Annotated in this window: 18 protein-coding genes and 1 pseudogene; 8 read left to right on the top strand and 11 right to left on the bottom strand. The window is 75.5% G+C overall.

From position 1 onward, the window contains the following. The first annotated feature begins 59 nt into the window (after window positions 1-59). The 3 genes from AB0H75_RS21615 to AB0H75_RS21625 all read left to right on the top strand — a co-directional run bounded on the left by AB0H75_RS21615 (window position 60) and on the right by AB0H75_RS21625 (window position 3,380). Window positions 60-950, top strand: coding sequence for a polysaccharide deacetylase (locus AB0H75_RS21615; protein WP_367798719.1), 891 nt, complete (start codon window positions 60-62; stop codon window positions 948-950). Between the two features lie 332 nt (window positions 951-1,282). Further along, complete coding sequence (locus AB0H75_RS21620; RefSeq protein WP_367798721.1) at window positions 1,283-2,512, top strand: M20 family metallopeptidase; 1,230 nt, start codon at window positions 1,283-1,285, stop codon at window positions 2,510-2,512. A 103-nt stretch (window positions 2,513-2,615) separates the two neighbouring features. Next, window positions 2,616-3,380 (top strand): sulfite exporter TauE/SafE family protein, encoded by a 765-nt coding sequence (locus AB0H75_RS21625; protein ID WP_367798723.1) that lies wholly within the window; start codon window positions 2,616-2,618, stop codon window positions 3,378-3,380. 92 nt (window positions 3,381-3,472) lie between these two features. On the opposite strand, the gene AB0H75_RS21630 is transcribed toward AB0H75_RS21625, so the two are convergent. After that, entirely contained in the window at window positions 3,473-4,612 is a 1,140-nt protein-coding gene (locus AB0H75_RS21630; RefSeq protein WP_367798725.1) for an MFS transporter, read from the bottom strand. Beyond that, window positions 4,609-5,382 carry a DeoR/GlpR family DNA-binding transcription regulator gene (locus tag AB0H75_RS21635; protein WP_367798727.1) on the bottom strand — a complete coding sequence of 258 codons (774 nt, stop codon included), beginning with the start codon at window positions 5,380-5,382 and terminating at the stop codon, window positions 4,609-4,611. The genes AB0H75_RS21630 and AB0H75_RS21635 overlap by 4 nt, the downstream gene beginning before the upstream one ends. A 44-nt stretch (window positions 5,383-5,426) precedes the next feature. Here AB0H75_RS21635 and AB0H75_RS21640 point away from each other — a divergent pair, with 44 nt between their 5' ends. Further along, complete coding sequence (locus tag AB0H75_RS21640) at window positions 5,427-6,398, top strand: helix-turn-helix transcriptional regulator (RefSeq protein ID WP_367798729.1); 972 nt, start codon at window positions 5,427-5,429, stop codon at window positions 6,396-6,398. Between the two features lie 37 nt (window positions 6,399-6,435). Here the strand turns inward: AB0H75_RS21640 and AB0H75_RS21645 are convergent. Next, window positions 6,436-6,507: pseudogene (locus AB0H75_RS21645) on the bottom strand (pentapeptide repeat-containing protein); the annotation flags it as partial. 53 nt (window positions 6,508-6,560) lie between these two features. Between AB0H75_RS21645 and AB0H75_RS21650 the strand changes: the two are divergent. From AB0H75_RS21650 to AB0H75_RS21660, 3 genes are read left to right on the top strand one after another with little or no spacing between them, the layout of a single operon-like run. Then, window positions 6,561-7,172 (top strand): LysE family translocator, encoded by a 612-nt coding sequence (locus tag AB0H75_RS21650; RefSeq protein WP_367798731.1) that lies wholly within the window; start codon window positions 6,561-6,563, stop codon window positions 7,170-7,172. A gap of 26 nt (window positions 7,173-7,198) precedes the next feature. Beyond that, window positions 7,199-7,411, top strand: coding sequence for a hypothetical protein (locus AB0H75_RS21655; RefSeq protein WP_345407674.1), 213 nt, complete (start codon window positions 7,199-7,201; stop codon window positions 7,409-7,411). Window positions 7,412-7,450: 39 nt separating this feature from the next. After that, window positions 7,451-7,696: a hypothetical protein gene (locus AB0H75_RS21660; RefSeq protein WP_367798733.1), complete on the top strand. Its 246-nt coding sequence runs from the start codon at window positions 7,451-7,453 to the stop codon at window positions 7,694-7,696. A gap of 18 nt (window positions 7,697-7,714) precedes the next feature. Here AB0H75_RS21660 and AB0H75_RS21665 read toward each other — a convergent pair whose 3' ends face one another. The 8 genes from AB0H75_RS21665 to AB0H75_RS21700 form a co-directional block, all read right to left on the bottom strand. Further along, a complete protein-coding gene (locus tag AB0H75_RS21665; protein WP_367798735.1) occupies window positions 7,715-9,859 on the bottom strand; it encodes a peptidase domain-containing ABC transporter in 2,145 nt (714 codons plus the stop codon). Continuing rightward, entirely contained in the window at window positions 9,856-10,140 is a 285-nt protein-coding gene (locus tag AB0H75_RS21670) for a hypothetical protein (protein ID WP_367798737.1), read from the bottom strand. Before AB0H75_RS21670 ends, AB0H75_RS21665 begins: the two co-directional genes overlap by 4 nt. Further along, window positions 10,137-11,132 (bottom strand): TIGR04500 family putative peptide maturation system protein, encoded by a 996-nt coding sequence (locus AB0H75_RS21675; protein WP_367798739.1) that lies wholly within the window; start codon window positions 11,130-11,132, stop codon window positions 10,137-10,139. The genes AB0H75_RS21670 and AB0H75_RS21675 overlap by 4 nt, the downstream gene beginning before the upstream one ends. After that, complete coding sequence (locus AB0H75_RS21680) at window positions 11,129-12,118, bottom strand: MvdC/MvdD family ATP grasp protein (RefSeq protein ID WP_367798741.1); 990 nt, start codon at window positions 12,116-12,118, stop codon at window positions 11,129-11,131. Before AB0H75_RS21680 ends, AB0H75_RS21675 begins: the two co-directional genes overlap by 4 nt. Window positions 12,119-12,231: 113 nt before the next feature. Next, window positions 12,232-12,381 carry a putative ATP-grasp target RiPP gene (locus tag AB0H75_RS21685; protein ID WP_367798743.1) on the bottom strand — a complete coding sequence of 50 codons (150 nt, stop codon included), beginning with the start codon at window positions 12,379-12,381 and terminating at the stop codon, window positions 12,232-12,234. A gap of 185 nt (window positions 12,382-12,566) precedes the next feature. Next, window positions 12,567-13,532: a GlxA family transcriptional regulator gene (locus AB0H75_RS21690; RefSeq protein WP_367798745.1), complete on the bottom strand. Its 966-nt coding sequence runs from the start codon at window positions 13,530-13,532 to the stop codon at window positions 12,567-12,569. 9 nt (window positions 13,533-13,541) lie between these two features. Then, window positions 13,542-14,231 (bottom strand): transglutaminase domain-containing protein, encoded by a 690-nt coding sequence (locus AB0H75_RS21695; RefSeq protein WP_367798747.1) that lies wholly within the window; start codon window positions 14,229-14,231, stop codon window positions 13,542-13,544. After that, window positions 14,228-16,402 (bottom strand): MMPL family transporter, encoded by a 2,175-nt coding sequence (locus AB0H75_RS21700; RefSeq protein WP_367798749.1) that lies wholly within the window; start codon window positions 16,400-16,402, stop codon window positions 14,228-14,230. The genes AB0H75_RS21695 and AB0H75_RS21700 overlap by 4 nt, the downstream gene beginning before the upstream one ends. A 75-nt stretch (window positions 16,403-16,477) precedes the next feature. Here AB0H75_RS21700 and AB0H75_RS21705 point away from each other — a divergent pair, with 75 nt between their 5' ends. Next, window positions 16,478-16,963, top strand: a complete 486-nt coding sequence (locus AB0H75_RS21705) for a MarR family winged helix-turn-helix transcriptional regulator (RefSeq protein WP_367798751.1) — start codon at window positions 16,478-16,480, stop codon at window positions 16,961-16,963. The last annotated feature ends 5 nt before the right edge of the window (window positions 16,964-16,968 follow it).

Consider the following 16,968-nt stretch of genomic DNA (forward strand, 5'->3'; position numbering starts at 1 on the left):
TTTCCCTCGGTGAGCATGGATCCCGTGCACGACGCCCCCTGGAGCGCGGAGGATCCCTCATGACCGAGCAGCAGCCCTGGCGGTGGGACGAGCCGACCTGGCGCGGGCACGTGGCCCGGGTGCGCGCCGGCCGCGCCCTGCGCCCCGAGTCCTGGCCGGGCGGCGCCCGCGTCGCCGTGGCCCTGTCCTTCGACTCCGACCACGAGACGATCCCGCTGCGCGACGGCGACACCCGGCCGGGCCGGCTCTCCCAGGGCGAGTACGGCGCCCGCGCCGGCGCCCCGCGCGTGCTGCGCCTGCTGGAGCGGCACGGCATCCCGGCCTCGTTCTTCGTGCCGGCCGTCTCCGCCCTGCTGCACCCCGGCGAGGTACGCGACTACGTCGCCGCCGGTCACGAGGTCGCCATGCACGGCTGGATCCACGAGCGCACCATGCTGCTCACCCCGGCCGAGGAGCGCGAGCTGGCGCTGCGCGCCGCCGACACCCTGGAGCGGCTGGCCGGCTCCCGCCCGGTCGGCATCCGCACCCCGTCGTGGGACTTCTCCGACCACACCCTGGCCATCACCCGCGAGCTGGGCCTCGCCTACGACTCCTCGCTGATGGCCGACGACGAGCCGTACGAGCTGCTGGCCGACGGCGAGCCCACCGGCGTGGTGGAGATCCCGGTCGAGTGGATCAGGGACGACGCGCCCTACCTGACGATGGACCGCCACGGCTCGTCGCGGCCGTACACGCCGCCGCGCGAGGTCGCCGGGATCTGGCGCGACGAGTTCGACGCCGCCTACGCCGAGGGCGCGCTGTTCCAGCTCACCCTGCATCCCCACGTCATCGGCCACCGCTCGCGCATGGCGGCGCTGGCCGGGCTGCTCGACCACATCGCCGGCCACCGGGGCGTCTGGTACGCCACGCACGCCCAGGTCGCCGCCCATGTCTGGGAGCACGGGCGATGAGCACCACGGCGACGCCGGGGCGCCGCGGGGCCGGCGGCAGGGTGCTCGCGGGGGCGGGGAGGCCAGGGTTGCGGCTGGGGCCGTTCGACGCTTCCGAGCCGGGCGCCTATCTTCCTGAGAGCACCGGACGGGTACGGACGGAGGCGACGGACCGCCTGTCGGCGCGGCTGCGCGCGCAGCCCGAAGGCCGTGGCGACATCGGGCGGGACATCGCCGTCCGCCGCCGTCCCCGTCGGGGCGTACGACCATGACCGTGCCGTCCTGGCCGGCGTCGAGGCCGGGCGGGCACCGATGGCGAGGGGCACCTCGCCGCTCTGGAGGAAAGGCAACCGATGACCACGCGTGACGAGACGGGCGACCGGACGGAGGGCGGGGCGGCCGCGGGGGAGCTGCGCGCCTGGCTCGGCCGGCACCGCGAGGAGATGCTCGCCGACCTGGCCGCCTACGTCTCGCTGGAGACCCCCAGCAACGACAAGGCCCTGCTGGACGCGGGCCTGCGCTGGCTCGACGGGTGGCTGGAGGCCCGGCTGGGCGCTCCCGCGGCCACCCGCCTGGTGGACGGCGGCGCCCCCGGCCAGGGCGGCGGGCGCGGCGAGGCCGGCGTGTACGGCGACGCCAGGCTCAATGACTACCCCGGCCTCGGCGAGGTCCCGGTGCTGCTGCTGGCCCACTACGACACGGTCTGGCCCGCCGGGACGCTGGCCGGCTGGCCGTTCACCGTGGACGGCGACCGCGCCACCGGCCCCGGCGTCTTCGACATGAAGGCCGGCCTGGTCCAGCTCGTGTGGGCGCTGCGCGCGCTGGAGGCCGCCGGGCTGGCGCGCCCGCCGCTGCGGCTGCTGCTCAACGGCGACGAGGAGATCGGCAGCCCCCTGTCGCGCCCGCTCATCGAGGAGACCGCCGAGAGCGCCGCCGCGGTGCTGGTCTTCGAGGCCAGCGGGGACGGCGCGCTGAAGACCGCCCGCAAGGGCGTCGGCATCTTCCGGCTCGGCATCACCGGCCTGGAGGCGCACGCCGGGCTGGAGCCGGCCAAGGGCGCCAGCGCCGTCGACGAGCTGGCCCGGGCGGTGCGCTACCTGCACGACCTGTCCGACCCGGACGCCGGCACCACGGTCAACGTGGGCGTCGTGTCCGGCGGCACCGCCTCCAACGTGGTGGCCGGCGCCGCCTGGGCCGAGGTGGACGTCCGGGTGTCCAGCCAGGCCGAGGCCGACCGGATCGCCACCGCCCTGGCCGAGTTGCGGCCGCACGACGAGCGGGCCGTCATCGAGGTGCGGGGCGGCTGGAACCGGCCGGTCATGGAGCGCGGCCCCGGCACCGCGCGGCTGTTCGCCCTGGCCAGGAAGGTGGCCGCCGGGATGGGGCTGGAGCTGGAGGAGTGCTCCGTGGGCGGGGCCAGCGACGGCAACTTCGCCGCCGCGCTCGGCCTGCCCGTCCTGGACGGCCTGGGCGCGGTGGGCCACGGGGCGCACGCCCGGCACGAGTACGTCAGCGTGGAGGGCATGCTGGAACGCGCGGCGCTGACCGCGGCCCTGCTGCACGCCCTGGCCGCCCGCGCCTGACCCGTGCCCGGCCGCCCGTTCCGGATCGGGCCCGCACGCCGGCGGCATCAGTGGCACTTGTACACTTCTGGGGTTTTCTCGGGGGAAGTCGGGGGAGTGCCGCGTGCCGCTGGAGCAGGTCCTGGTGTTGCTGGCCGCGGCGGCGGGCGCCGGCTGGATCGACGCCGTCGTGGGCGGCGGCGGGCTGGTGCAGCTGCCCGCCATCATGATCACCGGACTGCCCACGGTCGAGGCGATGGCCACCAACAAGCTGTCGTCGGTGTTCGGCACCGCCTCGGCCGCCGTGGCCTACGCCCGCTCCACCAAGTTCGACCGGCGGGTGGCGCTGCCGGGCGCGGCGCTGGCGGTGCTGAGCGCCGGGCTCGGCGCGTGGGCCGCGGCCTCGGTCTCGACCGAGGTGCTGCGGCCCGCCGTCATGGTGGTGCTGCTCGGCGTGGCGGCGTTCGTGACGCTGCGGCCCTCGCTGGGGGCCGTGCCGCGGCCGCAGCTGCGCACCGACCGGCGGGTGGTGGCCGCGGTGTCGGTGGCCGGGGTGGGCATCGCCTTCTACGACGGCATCATGGGGCCCGGCACCGGGACGTTCCTCATCATCGCCTTCACCACCATCCTCGGGCTGGACTTCGTCTCCGCCTCGGCCTCGGCGAAGATCATCAATGTGGGGACGAACGTCGGCGCGCTGCTGGTCTTCGGCGCGCAGGGGCACCTGCAGTGGGGGCTGGGGCTCGGCATGGCGGTGTGCAACGTCGCCGGCGCCCAGCTCGGCGCGCGGATGGCGCTCAAGCGGGGCGCGGCCTTCGTCCGGATCGTGCTGCTGTGCGTGGTGGTCGCGATGGTCGCCAGGCTGGCCTGGCAGCAGTTCGCCGGGTGACGATCGGCGGGTGACGGGCCGGCGGGTGACGGGCCGGCGGGTGACGGGCCAGCGGGTGACGGGCCAGCGGGTGACGGGCCGGCGGGCGACGGTCAGCGGGTGGCGGGCTCGCGGGCTCGCAGCGCCGTCGCGGCCAGGGCCACGAACGCCGCCAGCAACGCGGGGACGGCCAGCGCGCGCGGCAGCCCGGCCATCTCCCCGGCCGCGCCGATGAGCACCGGCCCCGACAGGAACCCCAGGTACCCGATCGAGGCCACCCGCGCCAGCGCCCGCCCCGCGAACGCCGGATCGCGCCGCCCGGCCGCCGAGAACACCTGCGGGACGATGCACGACAGCCCCGCCCCGAAGCAGCCGAACCCGGCCACGCCCGCCACCGGATGCCCGGCCAGCAGCGCCAGCCCCAGCCCGGCGGCGGCCAGCAGCCCGCAGCAGCGCACCAGCGGCACCGGCCCGAACCTGGCCGCCAGCCGGTCGCCCGCCAGCCGGCCCGCCGTCATCATGATCGAGAACGCCGCGTACCCGGCCGCCGCGAACCCCGGCGAGGAGCCCAGGTCCTCGCGCAGGTAGACCGAGCTCCAGTCGGCCGCCGCCCCTTCGCCCACCAGGCAGCAGAACGCCAGCACCCCCAGGAACAGCGTCCCCTTCGGCAGCCCGCCCTCGCCGGCCCGGCCCGCGCCCGGATCCGGCGGCGGCCGCATCGCCCACCGGGCCGCCCACAGGGCCAGCGCCGCGATGACCGCCCCCGCCGTCCAGAACGTCACCGCCGGCGACAGCCCCGCGTGCGCCGACAGCCCGCCGAGCCCGGACCCGGCGAACCCGCCGATGCTGAAGACCGCGTGGAACGACGACATGACCGGCCGGCCGTGCGCCCGCTCCACCGCGACCGCGTTGGCGTTCATGGCCACGTCCAGGACGCCGTGCGCGATCCCGAACACCAGCAGCGCGGCGGCCAGCGCCACCAGGCTCCCGGCGTAGGCGGCCGGGACCAGCGCCAGCCCCTGCACCAGCGCCGCCGGCACCATGACCCGGTGGCTGCCGTGCCGGTCCACCAGCCGTCCCACCGCCGTCATGCCGATGACCGCCCCGGCCGCGATGGCCAGCAGCGCCAGGCTGAACTCGCCCTCGCCCAGGCCGAGGCGCTCCTTGACGGCGGGGATGCGCGCGGTCCACGTCCCGATGGCCGCGCCGGCCAGGAAGAACAGCAGGTAGACCGCCGTGCGCTCGCGCCTCACGCGAGCCCCGCCGCGGCCGCGGGGACCTCGCGCACGGCCACGCCGGCCGCCACCAGCGCGTCGCGCTCCTCGCGCGGGATGCCGGAGTCGGTCACCACGACGTCCAGCCGCGAGATCGGGCACACCGCGCCGAACGCCGTCCGCGCGAACTTGCCCGAGTCGCAGGCCACCACCACCCGCCGCGCCGAGGCGATCGCGGCCTGCTTGATCGCGACCTCCGGCAGGTCGTGCGCGGTCAGCCCGTGCTCGGCCGACAGCCCGCAGCAGCCGATCACCGCCGTGTCGAAGCGCAACGCCCGCAGCGCGTGCTCGGCCAGCGGGCCCATCACGTTCAGCTCGCCCGGCCGCACCTCGCCGCCCGGCAGCACCAGCCGTACCCGGGGGGCGCCCGCCAGCAGCGCCACCGGCTGCAACGCCAGCGGCAGCACGGTCAGCCGGCGGCCGGTCAGGGCGCGGGCCACCTCCAGCGCGGTGGTGCCGCCGTCCAGCACCACCGCCTCGCCGTCGGCGATCATCCCGGCCACCTCGGCGCCGATCAGCCGCTTGGCCTCCACCGCCTCCCGCTCGCGCACGCCGAACGGCGGCTCCTCGCCGCGCAGCAGCAGCGACAGCGCGCCGCCCCTGACGCGCCGGACCACGCCCTGCTGGGCCAGCTCGTCGAGGTCGCGCCTGATCGTCATCTCCGACACGCCGTGCTCGGCGGCCAGCTCGGCGACCGAGACGCTGTCGTGGGTCCTTAAGGCGTTCATGATGGCGTGCAAACGATCCATATGTTCATACAAACACGATTTCTGTGCGCAATACAATGAGGAATATGCGCGCCAGCCGGTTACTCTCGCTGCTCCTGCTCCTGCAGACGCGCGGCCGCATGACCGCCCCCGAGCTGGCCGCCGAGCTGGAGGTGTCGGTCCGCACCGTCTACCGGGACGTCGAGGCGCTGTCGGCCGCCGGCGTGCCGGTCTACGCCGACCGCGGGCCCGCCGGCGGCTACCAGCTCCTCGACGGCTACCGCACCCGCCTCAACGGGCTGACCGCCGAGGAGGCGTCCTCGCTGTTCCTGGCCGGGCTGCCCGGGCCCGCCGCCGACCTGGGGATGGCCGAGGTCGCGGCCACCGCGGAGCTGAAGCTGCTGGCCGCGCTGCCGCCCGAGCCACGCTCGCACGCCTCCCGCATGCGCGAGCGGTTCCTGCTGGACGTGCCCGGCTGGTACCGCTCCGGCGACGACGTGCCGCACCTCGGCGAGGTCGCCGAGGCGGTGTGGGACCAGCGGCCGCTGCACATGACCTACCGGCGGTGGGGGCAGCAGGAGGTGGACCGGGTGGTCCACCCGTACGGGCTGGTGCTCAAGGGCGGCTCCTGGTATCTGGTGGCCGCGCCGCCGGACGGCTCGCCCCGCACCTACCGGGTGGCGCGCGTGCTGACCCTGGAGACGCTGCCCGGCCACTTCCAGCGGCCCGAGGGCTTCGAGCTGGCGGCGTTCTGGAACGCCTACGCCAAGGAGTTCCGCGAGCGGATGTACACCGCCGAGTGCGTGATCAAGCTGGCGCCCGGCAGGGGGGAGCTGCTGGCGTACACGGTGGGCCGCGACGTCGTCGAGACCGCGCTGGCCGCCGCCGGCGCGCCCGACCCGGAGGGCTGGCTCACCCTCACCCTGCCGGTCGAGTCGATCAAGCACGCGCGCTGGCTGCTGCTGCGCATGGGCGCCGACGTCGAGGTGCTGGAGCCGCCCGAGCTGCGCGCCATGATGCGCGAGGCCGTCGCCGAGCTGAACAAGCTCTACGGCTGACGGCTGCACGGCTGACGGCTGCACGGCTGAACAAGCTGCCTGAAAGCCGCACGCCTGAAAGCCGCACGCCTGAAAGCCGCACGCCTGAAAGCCGCACGCCTGAAAGCCGTGCGCCTGAAAACCGGCGGCGCCTCCCGGCGGTTCTCTGCCAGGATGCCCGCCATGTACCTTCTCGCCTTCGCGGGGGCGTGCGTCCTGATCGCCATGGTGCCCGGCGTCAGCACGGCCGTCATCCTGCGCCAGACCATCCGCGCCGGCCGCGCCAGCGGCCTGGCCGCCACCCTCGGCAACGAGACCGGCATCCTGCTGTGGGGCCTGGCCGCCGCCTTCGGGCTGTCGGCGCTGCTGGTGGCCTCCCAGCTCGCCTACGACGTCATGCGCGTCACGGGCGCGGCCGTGCTGGTCGTGATGGGCGCCCAGTCGCTCTGGCAGGCGCGCAAGGGCGCCCCCCTGCCCGAGGTGGCCACGCTCCCCGGGCGGCGGGCGTCCTACCTGGCCGGGCTCGGGACGTGCCTGGCCAACCCCAAGGCCGCGGTGTTCGCGATGTCGTTCCTGCCGCAGTTCGTCCCCGCCGGGCAGGACGTGCCCGCCACGCTGGCGACGCTGGCCGTGGTGTGGGTGCTCGTCGACCTGCTCTGGTACGGCCTGCTCATCTGGGCCGTCGCCAGGGCCCGCGACTGGCTCGGCCGGCCGCGGGTGCGCCGCGTGCTGGAGCGGGTCTCCGGCGTGGTGCTGATCGGGCTGGGCGCGCGCCTGGTCGTGGAGTCCCGGTGACGATCGGTCTGGACTACCGTTGGGGCATGACGAACGACCTGGCGACCCTGATGCGGCAGGCGCAGGACGACGACCCCCTGCTGGCCCTGCACGCCACCACCGCGCTGCGCCGCGAGATCGAGCGGCTGGAGGCCGTCCAGGTGCGGCGGGCGCGGGTGGCCGGGCTGGCCTGGTCCCAGATCGCCGACGCGATCGGCGTGAGCAAGCAGGCGGTCCACAAGAAGTACGGCCGCCGCTGACCCCTCGCCAGACGGCCCCGGCGGGCGGACAGTGGCGTCATGGGATCCGGCAGGGAATTCGACGTCGAAGGTCTGCTGCGCCTGTGGACCGAGCCCCTGCCTCCGCCCGGCGAGGCGGAGGCGGCCTTCCGCGCGTACTACACCGACCCCGTACGGGTGAACGGCGCCCTCCTCACCGCCGCCGACCTGGTCGCCCGGGCGGCGGCCATGCAGGGGGCGTTCACCGAGACCCGGCGGGAGGTGCTGAGCCTGGCCGCCGGAGCCGCCGCCCTCGTCCAGCCCTGACTTCTCCGGCGGGGCCGGTCAGAGGAGCTGACCGGCCGCCTGGGCGGCGATCAGGTGGGCGTACCTGCCGCGCAGGGCCAGCAGCTCCTCGTGGGTGCCGCGCTCCACGATCCGCCCCCGGTCCACCACCAGGATCAGATCGGCGTCGCGGACCGTGCTCAGGCGGTGGGCGATGACGATCCTGGTCTGGGCCAGGCGGCCGAGGTTGGCCTCGATGGCGGCCTCGGTGGCGCTGTCGAGGTTGCTGGTGGCCTCGTCCAGCAGCAGCACCTTGGGGCGCGACAACGCCGCGCGGGCCAGGGCCAGCCGCTGGCGCTGGCCGCCGGACAGCCCGCCGCCGTCGGTCAGCATCGTCTCGTACCCCATGGGCATGGCCATGATCTCGTCGTGCAGCTCGGCCAGCCGGGCGGCGGCCACCACCCGGTCCAGGGGCGCGGCGGGGTCGTTGAGCGCGATGTTGTCCCTGATCGAGCCGTTGAACAGCGACGGCTCCTGGGTGACCACGCCGAACTGGCGGCGCAGCGTCCGCAGGTTCAGCTCCCCGGCCGGCACGCCGTCGTAGCGGATCTCGCCCTCCACCGGGGCGTGCAGCGCGAGCAGCAGCCTGGCCAGGGTGGTCTTGCCCGAGCCCGACGCGCCGACCAGCGCCACCTTCTGGCCGGGGCGGATGGCGACCGACACCTCCCGCACCGTCCACGGGCTGCGCGGGTCGTGGCGGAAGCTCACCCCGCGCAGCTCGATCGCGCCGCGCAGCCGCAGCACCTCGATGCCCTCGCTCGGCTCCGGCTCGGAGGCCAGGATGTCCGACAGCCGGTCGAAGTGCGCGCCCGCCTGCTGCAGGCTCTGCAGCCCCGTCATCAGCGAGCCCAGCGGGGTCAGCGCGGCCAGGGCGATGGCGTTGAGCGCGATGAGCGCGCCCACGGTGAGCTGCCCGTCGAGCACCCGCCAGGCGCCCAGCCACAGCAGCCCGAGCGGCGCCATCACCCGGACCGCCGCCAGCGACGAGTCCAGCAGCCCCCGGGTGAGCCCGGCCCGCACGTCCGCGCGGAGCTGCTTGTCGAAGTGCGCCGACCACTGCTCGACCGCCCGCCTCTCGGCGCCCGACGCCTTGAGCGTCTCGATCCCGTTGATGGCCTGGATGAGGCTGTTCTGGGACGCCGCCAGCGCGGTCAGCTCCTGCCGGGTGAGCGTGGCGACCCGGCCGGCGGTGACGAGCATGAGGAGCGACTGGACGACGGCCACGCCGGTCAGCGCCAACCCGAACACCGGGTCCCAGAAGTAGACCACCACCAGGTAGCCGGCGGCCAGCGGCCCGTCCAGCAGCGCCGCCACGACCTGGCCGGTGAGGATGTCGCCGAGCTGGGAGACGCTGGCCGCCCTGGTCACCAGGTCGCCCTTGCCGCGCTGCGTGAAGTACCGGTACGGCAGCGCCACCAGATGCTTCACCACGCCCTCGGTCAGCTCCTGATCGGCCCGCGCCCGCACGGCCACCAGCAGCGCGCTGCGCAGGTACCCGATCGCGAGCTGGGCCGCGCCCGCCAGCAGCACCGCGCCGCCCAGCAGCGACAGCACCGCCACGCCGCGCGACGGGACGATCATGTCCAGCAGGAGCTGGGAGAACAGCGGCAGCGCCAGCCCGAGGAGCTGGAGCAGCAGCGAGGCCGCGATGATCTGCGCCAGCAGCCCCTTGCGCCGCCGGAACAGCGTGCGGACGAACTCCCTGCGCCACGCGCTCGCCATCGACGTCGTGCCGCGCTGGAACCCCTCGCCTGGCTCGAAGACCAGCAGCACGCCGGTGAACCCGGCGCCGAACTCCTCGGCGGTCAGCCGGCGGCGGCCCTGGGCCGGGTCCACGATGTCCACCCGGTCGGGCGACCAGCGCTCCACCACCACGAAGTGGCTGAACTCCCAGTGCGCCACGGCCGGGAGCGGCACCCGGGCCAGGTCCTCGGGGGCCAGCGAGAAGGCGCGGGCCTTGAGCCCGTGCTCGCGGGCGCCGTCCACGACGGCCTTGGCGCTCAGGCCGTCCCTGCCGATCTGGAGGCGCTCGGAGACCTGGTGGAGGGTGGTGCGGTGGCCGTGGTGGCACAGGACCATCGCCAGGCAGGCGGCGCCGCACTCGGTGGGGGTGTTCTGCAGCAGGACGGGCAGGCGGCGGATCACGCGGCGGCTCCCGCCGCGCGCAGGGTCAGCACCGCCAGGACGACGGCCGCCGCGAGGATCGCCATCACGATCAGCCACAACACCAGGAAGGACGGGCCGCCGATCACCAGCGGCGCGCGGACGGGCTCGCGGCCCGCGGCCCGCCCGCGCACCGCCTCCTCGCGGAAGATCCGCCGCCCCTGCTCCGGCGCCTGCGAGGCGGCCGCCGGCGGCTCCGCGTTCTGCGGGGCGGGGTGGCGGGGACGGGAGAGCGGGCGGGTCACGTCGTACGGATCGCTCATGACCAGTGCCACTCCACCGTGGCGGCCGCCCGCCGCTCCGCCAGCCACCGCTCGAACGCCGCCCGCCCGGCCGCCGCCAGCGTCCCGGCGTCGTCCGCCGCCTCGGTCCTGGACAGCACGGCCCCCGTCAGGAACCCGCCGTCCGGCACCGCCTCGGGCCCCACGACCTCCCCGGCCGCCGCGCCCCGCAGCGCCGCGGGCAGCTCGTGCTCCCACCGCGTCCCCACGGTCACCACGGCCTCCCCGCACAGCGCCGCGCCGCCCGGCAGCTCGCCGGGCGAGCCCGCGAGCACCTTCTCCGGCCCGGTCACCCACACGGCCCGCACCCGCGCGAAGTCCGCCCGGTGCCCGGCCAGGTACGCCGCCGCCAGCTCGGCCTCCTTGTCCTTCCTGAAGCGCCGCCGCCGCGCGATCGCGCCGAGGTACGCCTCGAACTGCTCGCCCGTCATGCCCGTCTCGGCCAGCCAGGCCAGCGTGGCCGCCCGGTCGCGCAGCCCGCGCCCGCGGCGGAACTCGTCCGCCGTGGCCTGCAGCTCGGCCGCGCTGACCGGCGCGTCCCCGTCCGCGGCCTCCTCCAGGGCGGCCGCCAGCAGGCACTGGTCCACGATCTCCCGGTACGGCGAGGCGTCCCGCCGCGACAGCGTCCGCAGCATGGTCAGCGCCTGCGGTACCGACACGTGCACGCCGTCCACGCTGACCAGGTGCCCGGCCGCCCAGTGCGTCGAATGGTCGATCAGCCACGGCACCCCGTCCTCGGGCGGCGCGGTCAGCGCCACCGTGCCGCCGCCGGGGTGGTCGAGGACGAGGTCGTAGTCCACCAGCGGCGTCCCGGGGCGCTCGTCCACCACGAGCTGCGCCCCGGTCGCCGGATGCCGCGCCGCCCATTCGCGGGCCGCCGCGCGGGCGGCGGGAACGGCGGAGCGGCGGCGGGGCAGCGAGCGCAGCAGCTCCGCCCCCGACTCCAGGGCCTGCGCGAACGCGCTTTCCTTCACGGGTTGCCTCCGTCCATCAGCCAGGCCGCGATCGCGTCGCTGACCGGCAGCCCGGCCCACAGTTCGACGAACCCCCACGCGCCGTTGGAGTTCAGCTCCAGGAACACGTACTCGCCGCCGGGCGTGACGATGAGGTCCAGAGCGGCATAGGTGAGGCCGACGTCGGCGACCAGCCGCGCGCAGCGCCGCGCCACCTCGGCCGGCAGCTCGTGCGGCCCGTAGCGGACGCGGTCGTTGTCGTAGTGCCGCCAGTCGTGCCTGGCCGCGGCGGAGGCCGAGGCGTCGATCTCGGCCGCGAGCACCCGCTCGCCGACCACGATCACCCGCAGCTCGACGGCCTTGTCCACGTACGGCTGCAGGATGACCGGCTCGTGCCGCAGCCGGTGCCGCGAGGTCAGGTGCCTGCGCTCGACCACGGTCGTGTACGCGCGGTGCGGCTGCCCGTCGATCCTGAACCGCTCGGCGGCGATCTGCTTGGCCACCAGCCGCCCGCCCGCCGCCTCGTAGGCGGGCACCAGCCGCGCCGGGTCGTTGGTGTAGACGGTGTCGGGCACCGTGAAGCCCAGGTCGGCCGCGCGCGCCAGGTGGAAGATCTTGTTGTGCGCGCGCAGCTCGTCGGCGCGGGTGCCGGGCAGCCAGCGGGCGTCCAGCAGGCTCCACACGCCGTCCAGCATGACCTCGGCCTGCAGCCGGGCGTGCTCCCGATGGCTCGGCTCGGCCACGTCGCCGGCCGCGCGCGGCCCGCTCGGCCGGCTGCGCCACACCGCGGTGACCTCCGACAGGTCCACGGTGCGGTCCCCGGTCTCCAGCAGCAGCCGCCGCCGGCCGCCGGCGAACTCCGCGGTGATCCGGCTCTCGCCGGGGAAGTCGCCGTTGTCCCACCACAACACGGGAACGCCGGGCCCGTCGTCGCCGAGCAGCCGGGCGCCGCGCCGCAGCAGCGCCACCAGCACCCGCTCGGCCGCGCCGTCGTCGCGCGCACTCATGATCATTATCACTGCCGGTCCCGTCCGAACGTTCTCGCCTCGACGTGTTCGAAGGCGCGGTGGGACGCCGCTCGCGTCCCACCGCGCCGTTGTCTATCGGCTGCCGCCGAGATCTAGATCAGCCACCACTCGTAAGGCACGTCGTCGAGGGTCCACGCGCTGGCGGTCCACTGCTTGCGCGCGCTGCCGGACACCTCGCCCAGCTCGGCCTCGGACAGCTCCGCCCCCTCGAACGGCAGATCGTCGATCGTGATCTTCGACATGGCTTTCCCTCCCGGCCGCGTCACCGCGGCCCCCATCAGTGGCCGGCGCCCGAGGACGGGCGCCGGTCGCCGGGGTCGTCGTCGCGTCCCCGGTCGGACACCGTGGAACATTAGGGACGGCGACTTGGAGGCGACTTGTGAGCCACTACGCCTCTGTCACAAGTCGGCCTTCAGTGGCGGGGTCCTCAGAGCCGCCCGTGGGCCTGGCGGTAGCGGGAGGGGGCGATGCCGTACTTGCCGGTGAACGCCTGGCGCAGCGTCTCGGCCGAGCCGAAGCCGCAGCGGGCCGCGACCGCCGGCATCGGCAGGGACGTGCCGGTCAGCAGATGGGCGGCCGCCTCCAGGCGGGCGTCCCGGACGAACTGGGCGGGCGTGCGCCCGAGATGGGTGAGGAACAGCCGGGTCAGGTGCCGGACGCTGATCCCGGCGTGGGCCGCGAGGGCGGCGGCGGACAGGTCGCCGCCGAGGTCGGCGTTGACGTGCTCGACCAGGCGGCGCACCACGTCGTTGGCGGGCGGCGGAGCGGTGGTGAAGATGCTCATCTGCGCCTGGTTGCCGGGGCGCTGGAGGTAGATGACCAGGTGGCGGGCGATCAGCCGGGCCATCTCGGGGCCGTGGTCCTCCTCGATCAGGGCCACCGACAGGTCCAGCGCGCTGGTGACGCCGGCGGAGGTGATGAGGTTGCCGTCCCGGATGTAGATGGGGTCGGGGTCCACGACGACCCCGGGGTGGCGGGCGGCCATGTCGCCGGCGTACCGCCAGTGCGTGGTGACGCGCCGCCCGTTCAGCAGGCCGGCGGCGGCGAGGACGCCCGCCCCGGTGCAGATGGAGGCGACGCGGCGGCTCTCGCGCGCCAGCCGCCGCACGTGCGCCACGATCAGCGGGTTGCCGGCCGCCTCCTCGTGCCCGAGGCCGCCGGTGACCAGCAGCGTGTCGAACGGGCCCGTGGCGCGTTCGAGCGGATGGCCGCCCTGGAGGCTCAGCCCGGTGGGCAGACTGATCGGGCGGCCCCCGAGGGTCAGCAGCCTGGTGCGGTACGGGACGCGCGCGTGCCCGTACTGGCTGACCATGCCGAGGCTCGTGGTGACGCAGGCGATGTCGATCAGTTCGGCGCCGTCGTAGCCGACGATGGCGACCAGCCGCTCGTCCATGAGACGAATCTAGTTCGCCTTCCGGCCGGAGGCACCGCGCCGGCTCATGACGAGATCCGCGGCCACCCGGGCCGGCCCGCACAAGGTCTGCCCGTGCTCCCGGAACAACGCGTCCCGCGAGCCGAACCGGCCCAGGTCGGCCAGCACGTGACCGGACAGGTCGCAGGACGGGCCGCCGCCGCCGTCCCAGTCCACGGCGGTGCGCGCCACGGCGTCGAACAGCGTCTCGGCGCCGGTGTTGGTGAACGGGGCGGCGCACGACGGCGCGTCCTGGCTCCCGTACAGCTCCGAGACCGGGACCCACCGCCCCGCGAGGCGGAACTCCGGCCAGGCCAGCACCACCCGGGACGGGACCAGCGGGCGCAGCCGGGGGAAGCGGGCGTGCCAGAACCGGCCGTCCACCAGCAGCCCGCGCACGCGGGTGGGAACGGCGCAGCAGCGCGCCACCGCCTCCAGCACCGCCAGCCGCTGGCTGCAGGAACCACGGCCGCGCAGCAGCGTCCTGGAGACCGGCTGCGTGTCGTCCATCGCGTACACCGGGCGGATCCGGGCGGCGATGAGCCGGTGGGCCGCGACCAGCAGCCCCCGGCCCGGCCCGGGGGCGGCGGCCCGGACCTCGGCGGCCAGCGCCCGCACCCGCGGGTGCCGCAGGTCCAGGATCGGGGTGGCCGCGAGGCCGGTCGGCTGCTCGTCGGTCATCCCGCCACTGTACGGGCCACGTCCGGCCGTTCGGGGTCCCGCGCCCGGCCGCGGCCCGGGCGGCCCGGCCACCAGGCCCGCTCCCCGAGGTCCCGTACCAGGGCCGGCACCAGCAGCGAGCGCACCACCAGGGTGTCGAGCAGCACCCCGAAGGCGACGATGAAAGCGATCTGCACGAGGAAGGCCAGCGGGATCACCACCAGCGCGGCGAAGGTGGCGGCCAGCACCACCCCCGCCGAGGTGATCACCCCGCCGGTGGTGACCAGCCCGCGCAGCACGCCCTCGCGCGTCCCGTGAACCGCGCTCTCCTCGCGGACCCGGGACATGAGGAAGATGTTGTAGTCCACGCCCAGCGCCACCAGGAAGACGAACCCGTACAGCGGGACCGACGCGTCGCTGCCGGTGAAGCCGAGCAGGTGCTCCAGGACGAGCGCCGAGACGCCGAGCGTGGCCAGGAAGTTCAGCGCCACCGTGGCGACCAGGAGCAGCGGCGTCACCAGCGAGCGCAGCAGGACCACCAGGATGAGCAGGATGATCGCCAGCACCACCGGGACGATGAGCAGCGTGTCGTGCCGCGCGGTGCGCGTGGTGTCGTAGCGCTGGGCGCTGTAGCCGCCGACCAGGACGCCGTCCTCGGCGTCGAGGGCGGCGCGCAGGCGGGCGACGGTCTCCTGGGCGGCCTCGCCGTCCGGCGCGTCGCGCAGCGTGGCTTCCAGCAGCACCCGGCCGTCCACCACCTTCGGCGCCCCGCCCGGCCGCCCGTCCGGCTGCCCGCCCGGCTGCCCGTCCGGCCGCCCGCCTGGCCGCCCGTCCGGCTGCCCGCCCGGGTGCCCGCCCGCGCCGGCCGCCGTGACCTCCGACACGCCCTCGACGCGGCGGGCCGCCGCCGCCACGGCCTCGGCCCGCCCGGCTGGGGCGACGATGACGGCCGGCTGCCCCGACCCGCCGGGGAAGTGCGCGCCGAGGGCCGCCTGGGCGGCCACCGACGGCGCGTCGTTGACGAACGTCTCCTCCAGCGGCACCCCGCCCGCCTCCAGCCGGGGCGCGAGCAGGGCGAGCGCGGCCAGCGGCAGGGCGGTGGCGATCCAGAGCCGGCGCGGGCGGCGGCCCACCCGGCCGGCCACGCGGCGCCAGATCCCGCCGGCGCCGCTCCCTGCGGGACGCGGCCGGGCCGGCCACAGCGCGGCCCTTCCCAGCAGGACGAGGGCGGCGGGCAGGAAGGTCAGCGCGCTGAGCGCGGCGCAGGCGATGCCGATGGCGCCCACGGGGCCGAGCGCCCGGTTGTTGGTCAGGCTGCTGAGCAGCAGCGCCAGCAGGCCCAGCGCGACGGTGGCGGCGCTGGCCAGGATCGGCCCGGCCGAGCGCCGCAGCGCCACCCGGCCCGCGGCGAGGCGGTCGCGGCCGGCGTCCAGCTCCTCGCGGAAGCGGGCGGTCAGCAGCAGCGCGTAGTCGGTGGCCGCGCCGATGACCAGGATGAACAGGATGCCCTGCACCTGGCCGTCCACCCGTACGACGTCGTTGCCGGCCAGGACGTACACCACGGCGCAGGCCAGGCCGAGCGCGAGGATCGCGCCGGCGATGATGACCAGCGGCAGCAGCACGCTCCGGTACACCGCCAGCAGGATCACCAGCACGGCCGCCAGCGCGACCAGGAGCAGCAGCCCGTCGATGCCGGCGAAGGCGGCCGACAGGTCGGCCCGGGTGGCGGCGGGCCCGGCGAGCTGCGCGCGCAGGCCGTCCACGGCCACCGCGGCGCCGATCCGGCCGAGGGCGTCGCCGAGCTCGCCGCCCGGCAGGCCGGGGCGGAGCTGGACGACGCCGCGCAGCGCCAGGCCGTCGTCGGAGGGGAGGGCGGGGGAGGGCGTGCCGGTGACGCCGGGCGTGCCGCGCAGCGCGGCCAGCGCGCGAGTGGCGGCGGCGCGCTGCGCGTCCGTGACGGCCCGGCCGGAGGCGGTCCACACCACGATGACCGGCTGCGCCTCGCCCTGCCGGAACCTCTCCTGCGCCTCCAGCACGCGTGTCGACTCCGCGCTGCGGGGCAGGAAGGCGGCCTGGTCGTTGGTGGAGACCTCGCCGAGCCTGCCCGCGAACGGCCCCAGCCCGCCGCCCACGGCCAGCCAGGCCAGCACCAGCAGCGCCGGGACGAGCCACCGGACCGGTTGCCGGATCACGACATCACCTCTCCGTCACGCCATGTAGCTCGACCATCAATTATCTCAATGATTGAGTTAATGTAGCATGGACCCATGAACGGCGACAGTGGGGAGGGCATCGGCGAGGACGATCTCGGGCTCCAGTCCTTCGCGGCGCGGCTGCGCCGGATGACCGCCGAGTTCAACCGCATCGCCCACGAGTTCGCCGGCGAGCACGGGCTGCACACCACCGACGTCCAGGCGCTCGTCATCATCTTCGACTCGCCGACGCCGATCACCCCGAGCCGCCTGCGCGAGGAGCTCAACCTCACCTCGGGCGCGGTCACCGCGTGCCTCGACCGGCTGGAGCGGGCCGGCCACATCCGCCGCGTCCGCGAGGCGCACGACCGCCGCGTGGTCCACCTGCACTACCTCGACGCGGCCAAGGAGTTCGCCGCCGCCTTCTTCCGGCCGGTGGGCCGCAGCACCGGCAACGCGCTGGCCCGCTTCAGCGAGGAGGAGCTGCGCACCGTGGCCGCCTTCCTCGACGCCATGAACGAGGAGCTGGGCGTGCTGCGCTCGGCCACCCGCTCCTCCTGACCGGC

It is taken from the genome of Nonomuraea sp. NPDC050783 (assembly GCF_040802095.1).
In the GTDB taxonomy this organism is placed as follows: Bacteria; Actinomycetota; Actinomycetes; order Streptosporangiales; family Streptosporangiaceae; genus Nonomuraea.

What these genes read in the sequence shown, in the direction of transcription:
- AB0H75_RS21615 (WP_367798719.1), top strand. Translation starts at nt 60, where the DNA reads ATGACCGAGCAGCAGCCCTGGCGGTGGGACGAGCCGACCTGGCGCGGG.
- AB0H75_RS21620 (WP_367798721.1), top strand. Translation starts at nt 1,283, where the DNA reads ATGACCACGCGTGACGAGACGGGCGACCGGACGGAGGGCGGGGCGGCC.
- AB0H75_RS21635 (WP_367798727.1), bottom strand. Translation starts at nt 5,382, where the DNA reads ATGGATCGTTTGCACGCCATCATGAACGCCTTAAGGACCCACGACAGC.
- AB0H75_RS21640 (WP_367798729.1), top strand. Translation starts at nt 5,427, where the DNA reads ATGCGCGCCAGCCGGTTACTCTCGCTGCTCCTGCTCCTGCAGACGCGC.
- AB0H75_RS21650 (WP_367798731.1), top strand. Translation starts at nt 6,561, where the DNA reads ATGTACCTTCTCGCCTTCGCGGGGGCGTGCGTCCTGATCGCCATGGTG.
- AB0H75_RS21655 (WP_345407674.1), top strand. Translation starts at nt 7,199, where the DNA reads ATGACGAACGACCTGGCGACCCTGATGCGGCAGGCGCAGGACGACGAC.
- AB0H75_RS21660 (WP_367798733.1), top strand. Translation starts at nt 7,451, where the DNA reads ATGGGATCCGGCAGGGAATTCGACGTCGAAGGTCTGCTGCGCCTGTGG.
- AB0H75_RS21670 (WP_367798737.1), bottom strand. Translation starts at nt 10,140, where the DNA reads ATGAGCGATCCGTACGACGTGACCCGCCCGCTCTCCCGTCCCCGCCAC.
- AB0H75_RS21680 (WP_367798741.1), bottom strand. Translation starts at nt 12,118, where the DNA reads ATGAGTGCGCGCGACGACGGCGCGGCCGAGCGGGTGCTGGTGGCGCTG.
- AB0H75_RS21685 (WP_367798743.1), bottom strand. Translation starts at nt 12,381, where the DNA reads ATGTCGAAGATCACGATCGACGATCTGCCGTTCGAGGGGGCGGAGCTG.
- AB0H75_RS21690 (WP_367798745.1), bottom strand. Translation starts at nt 13,532, where the DNA reads ATGGACGAGCGGCTGGTCGCCATCGTCGGCTACGACGGCGCCGAACTG.
- AB0H75_RS21695 (WP_367798747.1), bottom strand. Translation starts at nt 14,231, where the DNA reads ATGACCGACGAGCAGCCGACCGGCCTCGCGGCCACCCCGATCCTGGAC.
- AB0H75_RS21705 (WP_367798751.1), top strand. Translation starts at nt 16,478, where the DNA reads ATGAACGGCGACAGTGGGGAGGGCATCGGCGAGGACGATCTCGGGCTC.